Raw genomic sequence first — 13,160 nt, 5'->3', positions numbered from 1 at the left:
TGCACCGGTAGGGCGATCGACACCCCGCGCAACGCTTTGCCAATCAGTTGGTGCTAGAGCCTCGAATCGATGACCGAATCCCCCTCTTTCCGCCCTCAGGAGACGATTCTCGGCGATTCCGTCGTGGCGAATCTCGCCACGACCGAAGAATCGGACGGACTCGGACGGCGAATCCGCGCGGCGGTGCTCTGGCGGTCAGGATCGCAGATCGCGGGACAGATGATCGCCTGGGCGGCGACCTTCCTCGTCATCCGGATTCTGAGCCCCGCCGACTACGGCCTCTATGCGATGACGCAGGTGATGCTGATGCTGTTCACGATGCTGAACGGCTATGGCCTTGCGAGCGCCGTCATCCAGCAGCGCGATGTCACGCCGCACCAGCTCCGCCAGACCCTGGGGCTCCTGCTCCTGATCAACGGCGGCCTTGCACTGTTGCAGATTGCCGCGGCGCCGCTTGCGGCCGCCTATTACAGGGAGCCGCAAGTCGCGACGCTGCTGCGCGTCCAGGCGATCATCTATCTGACCACGCCGTTCACCGCGCTCGCCTATGCCCGGCTCGGCCGCGCGCTCGAGTTCCGGCGCCAGGCGCAGGTCAATATCCTCTGCTCGCTGATCGGCGCGGGGGTCGCCTTGGGCGGGGCGCTCGCAGGATGGGGTGTCTGGGCGCTCGTCTGGGCGCCGATCGCGATGTTCACGACGCGCGCGCTCGGCTTCACCATCGTCTCGCGGTCATGGATGCTGCCGTCGTTCGATTTCCGCGGCGCCGGCACGATCGCGCGCTATGGCGGACTCGTCGCCATCGGCCAGTTCTTCGGCTTCATCCAGTCGCAGGCCGACATATTGGTCGCCGGGCGCCTCTTCGACGCGCATCTGGTCGGCGTTTACACGACCGCGCTGTTCCTGACGCAGATCTTCAACAACAAGATCATTCCGCCGCTCAACGAAGTCGCCTTCACCGCCTATTCGAGGCTGCGCGACGAGGCCGAAGGATTGGCCGGCCCCTTCGCCCGCGCGGTGCGCGCGATCATGGCGGCGGCGATGCCCTTCTTTCTAGGGCTCGCGGTCGTTGCCGAACCGCTTGTCCTCGTCCTGCTCGGCGACAAATGGGCCGGCGCCATTCCGCTGATTCGTCTGCTCGCGATCGCCATGCCTTTCTGGACCCTCTTCACGCTGCTGCAACCCGCGACCGACGCGATGGGCCGGCCCGAGATCGCGCTGCGCAACGCCGCGATCGGCGCGTTCATCATGCCGGTCGCGTTTCTCGTCGGGGGCCATTGGGGAATCGCCGGGATCGCCGCGGCATGGATCGCCGCCTATCCGGCCCTGTTCGCTTTCGCCGCGTGGCGGTCGCTTCCGGTGATCGGGATGCGCGCGGGCGCCCTGCTCCACGCCATCCTGCCCTCGGTGCTCGTCGCGATGGCGATGGCGGCCGCCGTGATGGTCGCCGGCCGCCTGCTCGCCCAAGTTTCGATGGCGCCCCGGCTCGCCCTGCTCGTCGGAATCGGCGCGCTGACTTATGTCGGCGGGCTCATGCTCTTCGCGCGCGAGACGATCGGCGATCTGGTCGCGATGGCGCGCGGCAATCCCGCGGCCTGACCCGGCGCCGCTGCGTCAGCGCGGCAGCATCGCGACGGCGCGTCGCGTCGCATCGGCATAGGCGCCGCCGGTAAAGCGGTGCGTCCCGATGAAATGGATGAAGCGCGCATCTTCCGGCACGCCTTCGTTCCAGAAATTGATGTAGCGCTCGTAGGGCAACAACAGCGGGTCGGGCTGATTCGCGATGACGAAGTTCGACGTCACCTGCTCGCTGCCCCATTGCGCCCAGCGCTCGGCGCCGAGCAGCGCCGTCGCCTCGCGCGAAAAGGCTTCGGCGATTCGCCGCCCCTCACCGCTCGGCGCGAAGCCCGCGAACCCCGAGCAGCCACGTACATAGGCCGGCGACGCCAGCTCCGGCAGATCGAGCCGGTCCATCCCCGATTCGATCGCCCCCTGCACATGCGCCGCGGGATTGGTGAAGCGCTGCGATTCGATCGCCTGCGCGGCGATTGTCGCCAGCGGCAGGATCTGCGAGGCGGCCTCGCCCTTCAACGTAAAGCTGCGCCCGGCATCGATCGCCGCGGCGACTTCGGGAAGCGGGCCGACCGTCACCGTGTCCGAATCGACCTGGACGACATAGGCGTCCGCGCGCAGGTCGAGGATGGTCAGCAACCGCTCCCACGTCCCGCCGCGCGGACAATCGCCGGTATCGACCGCCGCGATCGCCCGAATCTCGGGATCGCCGAGATGATGAGCGAGCAGTTCGCGGTCAGCATCAGTGAGCGTGCCGTCGTCCAGAATCACGACACGGCCGCGCGGCACCTGGTGCCACAGCGACTTGATCGACACGAGATAGGGCAGCAGCACGCGCGTACCGATCATCGAGAAATAGATGACGCCGTCGTCGGCGGGCACGATGGGGCGTGCCTTGAGCACGCCGGCGGCCAGCCGCCGATGCGCCCATTGCTTGCGATACCACTGGATCCGGTCGACGACGCGCTTCATAGTCTTCGCGTTACCGCCAACCGATTAATTTTCAATAGGAGCCGAAGCAGCGGGTCAGCCGGCAATATAGTCGCGCATCGCCGCCGCCTCGGCCTCGATCTTGTCGATACGATATTTGACGAGGTCACCGATCGAGACGAATCCGACCAGGCGGCTGCCATCGACTACCGGCAAATGGCGAATCCGCTTCTGCGTCATCTGCGACAGCGCGCCGATCACCGCCATGTCCGGACCGCAGGTCACCGGCGATCGCGTCATCACCTCGTCGAGCCGGCGGTCGAGCGCCTCGGGACCGTAGGAAGCGACGAGGCGCACGAAATCGCGTTCGGAAAATATGCCGACCAGCGAATCGCCGTCGAGTACCGGCACCGCTCCGATCCGATGCTGGGCAAGCAGATCGACGACCGCGCGCACCATATCGTCGGTCCGTGCCGCGACGACTGCACCGCTCCGCCCCTGAAGAATCGCTCCGATCGTCATGCGCTGGCGCTCCTTTCCCGATTGTCCTGTCGTTGCCCACGCAGTCTATCATGATTCGCGGCGGGCGCGAAACGAACGGGGGGTCGCCATTACCGCTTGGCCTTGCCCGCGGCTTGGTTCATGGAAGCGCGCATGGTCAAACCTTCGCCGCTCGACAATCGCGATACCTCGAAAGTCGCCTGGGCGCGCTATCGCCGGCTGATGCGCGGGATGAGCATCGTCTCGCTGCTCGCCGTCGTCGGCGCGCTGAGCTGGCTGCGCATCACCATGGGCGAGGCGCTGACGATCCACATGATGATCGCGACCGCCGCGGGCGTCGGCCTGTCGGTCATGCTCGGCGCGGCGCTGATGGGACTTGTCTTTCTGTCGAGCGGCAGCGGCCACGACGAATCGATCGACGATCCCTTCAAGGACGACCCGGACCTCAACCCATGACCGACAACCCTCGCGACCCCATATTGCGCGTCGTGCCGCAGCCGGCCGACATCAACAGCAACGGCCATATCTTCGGCGGCTGGGTGTTGGCGCAGATGGATATTGCGGGCGGGATCGTCGCCGCGCGAATCGCGCAGGGGCCGACCGCGACGGTGGCGATCGAGGCGATGGAATTCATCGCGCCGATCCTGCTGCGCGACATCATCTCGGTCTATGCCCATCTCGAACGGCGCGGCCGCACATCGATGGGCATCCGGATCGAGGTGATCGCGACCCGCGGCCGCGGCGAAGAGCAGGTGAAGGTCACCGAGGGATTGTTCACTTTCGTCGCGCTCGACGAGAATCACCGGCCGCGCCCGCTGCCGCCGGCCTGATCGCACTCAGCCGCCCTTGCGGTTTTCGCGAAAGCTTTGTTCGATGCGGTCGTTCGCTGGAACGCGGACGCGCCAGACCCAGCTGTTGCCGCGCCGCTCCCAGCCTTCGGGGGCAGGGTCAATGGCAAAGGGAATGAGCAATTCCACCTCGGCGTCGGTCGGGCGCGCGTTGGTCAGCGTCACCTGCCACAGCCGGTGGTCGGCATCCGAATCGGGAAGGACGACGGTGCGATACTGGACCGCGGGACTCGCCCCCAGATCATAATCGACGCGCTCGCCCTCGGCCTTGTCGCCGATTTTCGCCTCGCCGACCAGCAGCGGCTCGCCCGCGACCGTTTCGAAGACCATCGCCGCCCCCGCGGGAAGCGCAAGGCCAAGCCCGTCCGCCTTGCGATTCTGGACCCGCAGCCGGGTCGTCAGCGGCTGCGGCCGCCCATTGCCATAATTATAAAGCGACCCCGCATAGAGCTGTTCGGCCGCAACACCGCCCTGCGCGAGCAGCGCCACCTGCTTCTGCCCCTTTGCCGCGACATCGACGCGAAAGGGGATGCGATAGAATTTGAGGTCGCCAAGATCCTCGGGAGGCGGCGGCGGGGGAGGTGGTGGCGGGGGAGGCGGGGCGGCCGGAGCGGGCGGCGCGCGCATCGCAGCTCCCCGACGCTGGGCGGTAACGACGACCTCCTGCGCTGCATCGGCGGCGTAATTTTCATACTCGTCGATCGGCGGCAGCTCCCAATAGGGATGCGTGCTCGTGATATCCATCGGCCAGCATTTGAGCACCAGCGGCCCCGCCGTGCTGCGCGGCAGCGGCGGGCTGTACATCTTGTTGAGCCGCCCGGCGATGACATTGAGCTGGGCATTGGGAAAGCTCGTCACGCCGCCATTGGCGACCGTGACCCATCCCGTAAGGTCGAGCGTCTTGTCGTCGGCGCCGCGATTCGCGACATAATTGGCCGCCCAGTCGAACCCTTCGGCCAGATAGAGAAGCTGAATGGTGACGGTGCGCGGAGCTGTGCTTTCGACAAGCACCGACAGCGTCGGACGCGGCGACAGATCCTTGGGGACGCGCGGATAGAGCATGCGTTCGGGCAGGCCCGAACAGCCGAGCGCTTCGATCCCGTTCGCGGTTTCCAGGATGACCCCGCCATTGGGTCCGGCCTGGATCACCGCCTCCTGCTCGATCGCCTTGCCTGTCTTCAAATTGGTGCGGCGAAGCGTCACCCGGCGCTTCAGATAAGCGTCGACGAGCCCGGCGGGGGAAAGCAGGCGAGCATCGCGGTTCTTTTCGATTACCCCGTCGGGAAGCCCGCTCACCACAGCGGTTTCGGGGAGCAGTCCTTCGGCCACGCCTTCGAAGCGCACGACCGACACCCCGGCGGGCAGCGTCACGCGGCGGCTTTCGGTGATGAAGGCAAAGCCGCGCGGCCAGCGCGGATCGATTGGCCCGCTACCGCGATTCGGCGCACGATAGACGGTGACCGCGACATCCTGCGCCGCCGCCGAAACGACGATCGGGCGCTCGGTCTGCGCAAGCGCCGGCGGCGGCGCGAGCAGCGCCGCGGCCCAGATCAACAGCGGCCAGCCGCGCGCCACGCCGCAGCTCAGTAGCGGGTGTCGAAAGTGACGGTGACGTCGGCCTTGCCGTTGGCGGGGACCGGCACCTGCCATTCGACGCGGTCGGCGGAGACGCGTTCGCTCTTCATGCTTTCGTCGACGATCCGCACATCGCCCCACAGCCCGTCCTGTGCCAGTTGGACCGTGATCGGACCCGGCCGCGCGTTGCTGAGGGTATATTTCATCTTCGTCACCCAGCGCGAATCGCCCTTGCGCGTGCGCGAGACGATGGTGGGCAGCACCTTGACATCGAACGCATCGCCGGTGCGCAGCGACATCGCCGAACCCATCGGGGTATGGTCGATGCGATTTTCGCCGATGAATTGCGGATCGCCGCGCGCGTCGCGCATATAGACGCGGATCGTTCCCGCGGGCAGCTGGTCACCGAGCCCGCCCTGGCGCGAGGTCGAAAAGCGCAGCACGCTCGCCGCGCTGACCGGATCGTTGCTACTGCCGAGCCAGCGATTGGTGAATTCATAGGTCGACTTCGCCGGCGAACTCTTCACGTCAAGGAAGCTGACCTGCTTCTGCTGCGCATTGGCGATCGTGGTGCGTGCGGGCAGCGGATAGAGATAATAGTCACCCAGCCGCTCGCGATCGTTCGATTCGGTGCCAGCGCTGTCCATCGTTCCGGCAAGCCGGGTGAAGCCGCCACCGCCGCCATTGGGATTGCCCGCCACCAAGAGGGTGCGCGCATTGGTGAAGGTCGTACCCGTAGTGTTGGTCAGCGTCACCCAGCCCTGAAGATCCATCGCGCCCTTCGCCGCATCGAACAGCGCGACATAATCGGCGGTCCAGCCCAGATTGGGCGTCAGATAGGAAAGTCGCGCCGGCACCGCGCCCGCCTCGGCAGCATCGACCGTCACCGACAGCGTCGGCCGCGCGCGCAAATTGGGCGGCAGCCGGTCGAACACGGTGCGCACGGGCAGGCCGTCGTCGCGCAATACCTCGATCCGGTCGCCGATCTGCAGGACGATGCCGCCGTTCGCCGCAAGCACTTTGGCCCGCTCGCTCTTCTCCGCGCCAGTCGCGGGATTGGTGCGGACCAGCGTCACCGACTGGCCGACCGCCTTGTCCATGAGCTTGTCGGGGGTGAGCAGGTCGAAATCGAAATTCTGTTCGACGATCGAGAGGCCGGTACCCGAGAGCGTCACCGTTTCGGGCCGGATGCGCGCCGAAACGTCGGGAAATTCGATCCGGTTGCGGCCGCGCGTGACCGAGAGCTGGCGCGCGTCCTGCACCAGCGACTGGCCATTATTATAGATGGTAACCGCAACATCGCCCTGCGCGGTGGCAGGGTCGCCGTCCTGCGCCAAGGCGGGATGTGCAAGTCCGGCAAGCATCACCGGACCCAAAGCCAAGACCAACCGGCGCATCGATATTCTCCCCCAGCCATCGCGAACGATGGCGGGAGGCTAGGTCATGTCGCTGGTGAAAACCAGTGCGAAATCGCGGGCTTATTCGGCCGCTTCGACCCCGGTGTCGCGCGCGGCAAGCGTGCGGCGGGTTCGGCGTGCCTTCGGCGCGGGCGCATCGGCGTCGGCGGTTTCAGCCTCGGCGGCGCGCTCGCTGCGCCCGATCGCGGGGGGGAGCGCGGCGCTGTCGATGCTGCTGCTGTCTTCGGCGGCAGCTTCGGGCCGGGCGCGGCGCGGGCCGCGGCGGCGCGGCGCCGGTGCAGCCTCTTCGCTCGCTTCAGCTTCCGTCGAGCTCTCGCCATCGCCACCGGCATCGTCATCGCTGCGCGCCGCATCGCGATTGTTGCGACGGTTGCCCCGGTCGTTGCCGCGATCAGTGTTGCGGTCATTATTGCGGTCGCGATCGCGGCGGTTGCCGCGATTGTCGTCGCCCTGGCGGTCGCGGCTCTCGCTCTGATCGCGGTCGCCGTCATTGTCGTCGCTATCGAGATCGGTGTCGTCGTGCGCGTCGAAATCCTCGACGCCGCGAATTTCGCGCTGGCGATCGTTGCGATCCGGCGCGCCGCCGTTCCGTTCTTCCTGGCGGGCGCGGAAATCGCTGTGCACGCGGAAATAATGGTCGGCAAACTGAAGATAATATTCGGTCTGGACACGGTCGCCCGAAAGCTGGGCGTCGCGCGCGAGATTCTTGTATTTCTCGATCATCTGCGCCGCGTTGCCGCGCGCCCGGCTGTCGATACGATTGGCCTGGTCGACACCGCCGCGGCCGCCACCCGACTGCGAACGGTTGTTGTTATTGTTGCGGCCGCGACGGCGACCGCTCTGCCGGTTGTTCATGTTCAACTGAGACATCCTGATAAGCTGATAAGCTACGCCAACCCCTTTTGGCCGACCGCGCCATTTGCGCGCCGCGCCCGCGCTTGCCGCGCGGTTTTTGCCCTTACCGCCTGCACCGGGCCAAAGCCCCGCACGAGCATCGCAAGTGGGAAGCAGACCGGCCGGACCAATGAAGGTTCCCGCTCGGGTCTGTAGGCCGCCCCTACAGGGCTTTGCGGCGGAAACCAAGCAAATTCTTGCGCTGCATCATTCGGGCGGGGTCAGCACCAACGCCCGATCGCGGCCGCCGATGTCGCGGCGACAGGCGACGGCGAAACCCGCCGCCTCGGCCAGCTGCGACACCGATATGCGTTGCTGATGCCCGATTTCAAGGATCGCGGCTCCGCCGGGTGCCAGCAGGCGCGGCAGATCGGGAATGATCCGGCGATAGTCGTCCAACCCGTCGGCGCCCGCGAACAGCGCCTCTGCGGGTTCATGATCGGCAACGTCAGGCATCAGCGCCTCGTCGTCGGCGATATAGGGCGGGTTACATAAAATGAGGTCGAACGCGCCATCGAGCCCCGCCGCCCAGTCGCCCGCGCGGAACGTCGTCCGCGCCGCGAAGCCCAACGCTTCCGCATTGTCGCGGGCATAGGCGAGCGCCTGTTCCGACGCATCGACCCCCAGCCCCGTCGCGCCCCGAAAAGCGTCGAGCGCCGCGAGCAGCAGCGTTCCCGGACCGGTGCCCAGATCGAGGATGGTGCGCGGCCAGTCCGCCTCGCACCCGCGCGCAAGCGCGATGGCGGCCTCGATCAGCGTTTCGCTGTCGGGCCGCGGAATCAGTACGCCGGGGCCAACTTCGACGCGGATCGTCCAGAAATCGCGATAGCCGACAATATAGGCGATCGGCTCGTTGCCCATGCGCCGCGCGACCAGCTGCACGAAACTCTCGGGCACCTCATAGCGCGAAGAATCGAGCAATAGGGCCTGGCGGTCGATCCCGAGCGCGTGCGCCATCAGCAATTCGGCATCAAGCCGGGGCGTGTCGCTCGTCGCGGACAGGAGATTTGTCGCGGTGCGCAGATTATTATCCGCCTCGCCGCGCCGGTCAGCCATCGGCAAGCCCCGCCAGCCGCTGCGCCTGATCCTCGGCGATCAGCGCGTCGATCAGTTCGTCCATCTGCCCTTCCAATATCTCGGGCAGGCGGTGGAGCGTCAGGTTGATGCGGTGATCGGTGACGCGGCCTTGCGGGAAATTATAGGTGCGGATGCGCTCCGACCGGTCCCCCGACCCGACCATCGACTTGCGCGCCGATGCCTCGGCGCTGTGGATCTTCTCGCGCTCCAGATCATAGAGCCGCGCGCGCAGCACCTGCATCGCCTTGGCGCGATTCTTGTGCTGGCTGCGCTGGTCCTGCTGAATCACGACCAGGCCGGAAGGGATATGCGTGATACGGATCGCCGAATCGGTCGTGTTGACGTGCTGGCCCCCGGCGCCCGACGCGCGGTAGATATCGATCTTGAGGTCATTGTCGTTGATCGCAACGTCGACCTCTTCAGCCTCGGGCAGCACAGCGACGGTCGCAGCGCTGGTGTGGATGCGCCCGCCGCTTTCGGTGACCGGCACGCGCTGGACGCGGTGGACGCCGCTTTCGAATTTCAGTTTCGCAAAGACGCCCTGACCGCTCACCGACGCGACGACTTCCTTGTAGCCGCCAACCTCGGCCTCGTTGGCCGAGATGATCTCGACCTTCCAGCCCTGGCTGTCGGCATAGCGGCTGTACATGCGCAAAAGGTCGCCCGCGAACAGCGCCGCCTCGTCGCCGCCGGTGCCGGCGCGGATTTCGAGCATCGCGGCGCGTTCGTCGGCGACATCCTTGGGCAGCAGCTTGATGGCAAGGTCATGCTCGGCGGCGGGCAGCGCTTCCTCGAGCGCGGCGATTTCCTCGGCGGCCATCGCCTTCATCTCGGGATCGGCGAGCATCTCGGCGAGCGACACCAGCTCACCGCGCAGCCGCATCACTTCGGCCGCCGCCCTGGCGACCGGTTCGAGCTCGGCAAATTCCTTCGATGCCGCAACGAAATCGGCGGGCGCCATATCGCCCGTCGCCATGCGCGCCTGCAGCGCGGCATGCCGTTCGATGATGGCGTCGATCTGCTTTTCGGAAACGCTGGTCATCACAGTGCGCGGACGAGCGCCTCGATCGCGCGCGCCCGCTCTCCGTCGCCGCGCACGTTGACATGCGGCGAACCGTCGCGCGTTCCGATTGACACCAGCGCTTGCGCCGGAATTTTTGCAGCCTTGTCGAAACGCTTGCGCGGCGACCCGGTCGCCACAATTTCGGTGGCGAAGCCTCCGGTACGAAGCGCTGCAAGAGCCCGCATCGCAAGTGCGAGCTGGCCATCGTCCTCGACCGCAATCACCGCGTCGAGGCGCGTGTCGATCGCATCGTCGCCAAGCAACATCGCCAGCCGCTCAATCCCCGCCGCCCAGCCGACCGCCGCGGTCGGAGGGCCGCCGAGCGCTTCGATAAGGCCGTCGTAGCGTCCGCCGCCGAGCACGGTGCCCTGGGCGCCCAGCCGGTCGGTGACGAACTCAAAGGCAGTGTGGCGGTAATAGTCGAGCCCGCGCACCAGCCGCGCGTTGCGGTTCCACGCGACGCCCGCGGCGTCGAGACCGGACGTGACCGCGCCAAAGAAATCCTGGGCTTCGGCGGTCAGAAACGCGTCGATGTCGGGGGCGCTGTCGGCAACCGGGCGATCCTTGGGATCCTTGCTGTCCAATATCCGCAGCGGATTTTTGTCGAGCCGCGCCAGGCTGTCTTCGGACAGGTCGCCCTTGTGGGCCTCGAAATGCTCGACCAGCGCCGCGCGCCACGCATCGCGGCTTGGCGCATCGCCCAGCGTGTTGAGCGTCAGCGTCACGCCGTCGGCGACGCCCAGTTCCTTCAAAAGCTGGTCGGCGAAGACGAGCAGTTCGGCATCTGCGAGCGGACTGTCGCTGCCGATCACTTCGGCATCGAGCTGGTGAAACTGGCGGTAGCGGCCCTTCTGCGGGCGCTCGTACCGGAACAGCGGACCGTGCGTCGCGACCTTCAGCGGCGCAAACTGCTGCCAGCCGTTGGTGATATAGGCGCGCGCGATGCCGGCCGTGAATTCGGGGCGCAGCGTGATCGATTCGCCGCCGCGATCCTCGAACGAATACATTTCCTTCGACACGACGTCGGTCGTTTCGCCGAGCGAGCGGGCAAACACCGCGGTCGGCTCGATCACCGGCACCTCGACGCGCTTGAAACCATAGAGGCGGCGCACCCGGTCGAACGCGTCGACGACATGCGCGAACCGGTCGGCGAATTCGCCGAGCATGTCCTGGGTGCCGCGCACCGGCTGGGGGACGCTGATCTTCGCGTTTTTGTCCTTGCTCATGCGCCGCGCGTCTAATCTTTTTTCGGCGAAAGGCAAAGCGCGCTTGCGCAAGCCCGCGCTGGACGGCGGCGGCATTTGGCGGCAGAGTCGCTGCCCATGAAAAAAGCACCGTTCGTCGCCGCCGCGCTGATTGCGGCCCCCGCCCTGTTTGTATCCGCCACCGCCGCCCAGGAGGCCAACAGCCGACCGCAACCGGTGGTTCAGCCCCATGTGATCCCGCTGCCCGCCGACAAACCCTATCCCGGCATGATGCTGCTCAAGGTCGATGCGACCGACTTTGCCCGCGGCATCTATCGCGTGCGCCAGACCATTCCGGTGCCGCGCGCGGGCAAATTCACCCTGCTCTATCCGCAATGGCTTCCCGGCAAGCACGCACCGCGCGGCGCAATCGCCGAAATAGCGGGGTTCAAGGCAAGCGCCGGCGGCCAGCCGCTCGGCTGGACGCGGCAACCGACCGACGTCTACGCCTTCGACATCGACGTGCCCGCCGGCACCAAGAACATCGACATCGCCTTCGACTTCCTGTCGCCGACGCGCAGCAGCGAGGGCCGGGTCGTGGTGACGCCGGCGATGATGAACCTGCAATGGGAACAGGTCAGCATGTACCCCGCGGGCTATTTCACGCGCCAGATTCCGGTCCAGCTCGACCTGACGCTGCCCGAAGGCTGGACCGGCGCCGCAGCGCTCGACGGGCTCAAGATTTCCGGCAACCGCTACAGCTATGCGCCGACGAGCTATGAAACGCTGGTCGACAGCCCGATGTTTGCGGGGCGCTATTTCCGCAAATGGGATCTGGGTCAGAATGTCACGCTGAACGTCGTCGCCGATGAGGCGAAATATCTCGACGCGACGCCCGACCAGATCGCGCGGCACGCGGCGCTTGTGTCGGAAACGCTGGCGCTGTTCGGGACGAAGCATTTCGACCGCTACGAATTTCTGCTCGCCCTGACCGACGAGCTGGGCGGCATTGGCCTTGAGCATCATCGCAGCAGCGAGAACAGCCGCGGCACCGACTATTTCACCAAATGGGATGATGGCGATTCGGATCGCGGGCTGCTGCCGCACGAATTCGTGCATAGCTGGAACGGCAAATATCGCCGCCCCGACAAATTATGGACCCCCGACTATCGCACCCCGATGCAGGGCAATCTGCTGTGGGTCTATGAAGGCCAGACAAGCTTTTGGGATCTGGTCCTCGCCGGCCGGTCGGGAATGCAGTCGAAGGACACAATCCTCGGCGAATGGGCGAGCAACGCCGCCTTCTACAGCGTCCAGCCGGGTCGCGCATGGCGATCGGTCGAGGATACGACGCTCGATCCGGTGATCGCGGCGCGCAAGCCGCGCCCCTTCCCGAGCGCGACGCGCACCGAGGATTATTACAACGAAGGCTCGCTCGTCTGGCTCGAGGCCGACATGCTGATTCGAGACGCGACCAACAATGCCAAGAGCCTCGACGATTTCGCGCGCGGCTTCTTCGGCGGCCGCGACGGCGACTGGGGCGAGGTTACCTATAATTTTGCCGATGTCGTCGCGGCGCTCAACGCCGTCTATCCCTATGATTGGGACAAGTTCCTGCGCACGCGGCTTCAGGAACCGGGCCAACCGGCGCCCGTTGGCGGTATCGAAAAGGCGGGCTACCGCCTTGTCTGGCGCGATGCCCCCAACGCCTATGACCGGGCGCGGATGGCACGGGCGAAGAATTTCGACCTCACCCATTCGCTGGGCATGACCGTGGACAAGGACGGCGTCGCCGGCAGCATCCTGTGGGACGGCCCCGCCTTTCGCGCCGACATCATCAACGGCACCAAGATCCTCGCGGTCGATGGCATGGCCTATAACCGCGAGCGGTTGGAGGCGGCGATCCGTGCCGCCGCCGACGGCAAGACCCCGGTTCGGCTGCTCGTCGAACGCGGCGGCCGCTACCGGACGGTCGAGATCGACTATCATGGCGGGCTGCGCTGGCCGCACCTTGAAAAGGTCGGCACGGGGCCCGACTGGTTCGACCGGCTGCTCGCGCCCAAGCGCGCGCTCTGATCGCGCCGGCCTATCTTTGGTCGTA

At 66.3% G+C, this 13,160-nt stretch carries 12 protein-coding genes; 4 read left to right on the top strand and 8 right to left on the bottom strand.

Features of this window, described 5'->3' with window-relative positions; translation table 11 throughout:
* Positions 1–69 precede the first annotated feature (69 nt).
* Positions 70–1,596 carry a lipopolysaccharide biosynthesis protein gene (locus AOA14_RS08465; RefSeq protein ID WP_202988437.1) on the top strand — a complete coding sequence of 509 codons (1,527 nt, stop codon included), beginning with the start codon at positions 70–72 and terminating at the stop codon, positions 1,594–1,596.
* 15 nt (positions 1,597–1,611) lie between these two features.
* Here AOA14_RS08465 and AOA14_RS08460 read toward each other — a convergent pair whose 3' ends face one another.
* Both AOA14_RS08460 and AOA14_RS08455 read right to left on the bottom strand, forming a co-directional pair.
* Positions 1,612–2,541, bottom strand: coding sequence for a hypothetical protein (locus tag AOA14_RS08460; RefSeq protein WP_062901467.1), 930 nt, complete (start codon positions 2,539–2,541; stop codon positions 1,612–1,614).
* Between the two features lie 54 nt (positions 2,542–2,595).
* Positions 2,596–3,021 carry a CBS domain-containing protein gene (locus tag AOA14_RS08455; RefSeq protein WP_062901466.1) on the bottom strand — a complete coding sequence of 142 codons (426 nt, stop codon included), beginning with the start codon at positions 3,019–3,021 and terminating at the stop codon, positions 2,596–2,598.
* Positions 3,022–3,153: 132 nt separating this feature from the next.
* Between AOA14_RS08455 and AOA14_RS08450 the strand changes: the two genes are divergently transcribed.
* A complete protein-coding gene (locus AOA14_RS08450; RefSeq protein WP_062903077.1) occupies positions 3,154–3,456 on the top strand; it encodes a hypothetical protein in 303 nt (100 codons plus the stop codon).
* Complete coding sequence (locus tag AOA14_RS08445; protein ID WP_003041896.1) at positions 3,453–3,830, top strand: acyl-CoA thioesterase; 378 nt, start codon at positions 3,453–3,455, stop codon at positions 3,828–3,830. The genes AOA14_RS08450 and AOA14_RS08445 overlap by 4 nt, the downstream gene beginning before the upstream one ends.
* A gap of 6 nt (positions 3,831–3,836) precedes the next feature.
* On the opposite strand, the gene AOA14_RS08440 is transcribed toward AOA14_RS08445, so the two are convergent.
* The 6 genes from AOA14_RS08440 to hisS form a co-directional block, all read right to left on the bottom strand.
* On the bottom strand, positions 3,837–5,423 hold the full coding sequence (locus AOA14_RS08440; RefSeq protein ID WP_202988436.1) for a DUF4139 domain-containing protein: 1,587 nt from the start codon (positions 5,421–5,423) through the stop codon (positions 3,837–3,839).
* Between the two features lie 8 nt (positions 5,424–5,431).
* Entirely contained in the window at positions 5,432–6,820 is a 1,389-nt protein-coding gene (locus tag AOA14_RS08435) for a DUF4139 domain-containing protein (RefSeq protein ID WP_202988435.1), read from the bottom strand.
* An 81-nt stretch (positions 6,821–6,901) separates the two neighbouring features.
* Positions 6,902–7,696 (bottom strand): DUF4167 domain-containing protein, encoded by a 795-nt coding sequence (locus AOA14_RS08430; protein WP_062901464.1) that lies wholly within the window; start codon positions 7,694–7,696, stop codon positions 6,902–6,904.
* A 246-nt stretch (positions 7,697–7,942) separates the two neighbouring features.
* Positions 7,943–8,791, bottom strand: coding sequence for a peptide chain release factor N(5)-glutamine methyltransferase (gene prmC / locus AOA14_RS08425; protein ID WP_062901463.1), 849 nt, complete (start codon positions 8,789–8,791; stop codon positions 7,943–7,945).
* Positions 8,784–9,854 (bottom strand): peptide chain release factor 1, encoded by a 1,071-nt coding sequence (gene prfA, locus AOA14_RS08420; RefSeq protein WP_062901462.1) that lies wholly within the window; start codon positions 9,852–9,854, stop codon positions 8,784–8,786. The genes prmC and prfA overlap by 8 nt, the downstream gene beginning before the upstream one ends.
* Positions 9,854–11,101 (bottom strand): histidine--tRNA ligase, encoded by a 1,248-nt coding sequence (hisS, locus tag AOA14_RS08415; RefSeq protein ID WP_062903075.1) that lies wholly within the window; start codon positions 11,099–11,101, stop codon positions 9,854–9,856. Before hisS ends, prfA begins: the two co-directional genes overlap by 1 nt.
* Before the next feature lie 96 nt (positions 11,102–11,197).
* Between hisS and AOA14_RS08410 the strand changes: the two genes are divergently transcribed.
* Positions 11,198–13,135, top strand: coding sequence for a M61 family metallopeptidase (locus tag AOA14_RS08410; RefSeq protein ID WP_062901461.1), 1,938 nt, complete (start codon positions 11,198–11,200; stop codon positions 13,133–13,135).
* The last annotated feature ends 25 nt before the right edge of the window (positions 13,136–13,160 follow it).

The organism is Sphingopyxis terrae subsp. terrae NBRC 15098, from assembly GCF_001610975.1.
GTDB classification, from domain to species: Bacteria; Pseudomonadota; Alphaproteobacteria; order Sphingomonadales; family Sphingomonadaceae; genus Sphingopyxis; species Sphingopyxis terrae_A.
The sequence above is the reverse complement of the archived record's forward strand: the minus strand, read 5'-3'. Positions and strand labels throughout refer to the sequence as shown.

Excerpts from the sequence above, each read along its gene's own strand:
- AOA14_RS08445 (WP_003041896.1), top strand. The coding sequence starts at position 3,453 with ATGACCGACAACCCTCGCGACCCCATATTGCGCGTCGTGCCGCAGCCG.
- AOA14_RS08465 (WP_202988437.1), top strand. The coding sequence starts at position 70 with ATGACCGAATCCCCCTCTTTCCGCCCTCAGGAGACGATTCTCGGCGAT.
- prmC (WP_062901463.1), bottom strand. The coding sequence starts at position 8,791 with ATGGCTGACCGGCGCGGCGAGGCGGATAATAATCTGCGCACCGCGACA.
- hisS (WP_062903075.1), bottom strand. The coding sequence starts at position 11,101 with ATGAGCAAGGACAAAAACGCGAAGATCAGCGTCCCCCAGCCGGTGCGC.
- AOA14_RS08435 (WP_202988435.1), bottom strand. The coding sequence starts at position 6,820 with ATGCGCCGGTTGGTCTTGGCTTTGGGTCCGGTGATGCTTGCCGGACTT.
- AOA14_RS08410 (WP_062901461.1), top strand. The coding sequence starts at position 11,198 with ATGAAAAAAGCACCGTTCGTCGCCGCCGCGCTGATTGCGGCCCCCGCC.
- AOA14_RS08430 (WP_062901464.1), bottom strand. The coding sequence starts at position 7,696 with ATGAACAACCGGCAGAGCGGTCGCCGTCGCGGCCGCAACAATAACAAC.
- prfA (WP_062901462.1), bottom strand. The coding sequence starts at position 9,854 with ATGACCAGCGTTTCCGAAAAGCAGATCGACGCCATCATCGAACGGCAT.
- AOA14_RS08460 (WP_062901467.1), bottom strand. The coding sequence starts at position 2,541 with ATGAAGCGCGTCGTCGACCGGATCCAGTGGTATCGCAAGCAATGGGCG.
- AOA14_RS08450 (WP_062903077.1), top strand. The coding sequence starts at position 3,154 with ATGGTCAAACCTTCGCCGCTCGACAATCGCGATACCTCGAAAGTCGCC.
- AOA14_RS08455 (WP_062901466.1), bottom strand. The coding sequence starts at position 3,021 with ATGACGATCGGAGCGATTCTTCAGGGGCGGAGCGGTGCAGTCGTCGCG.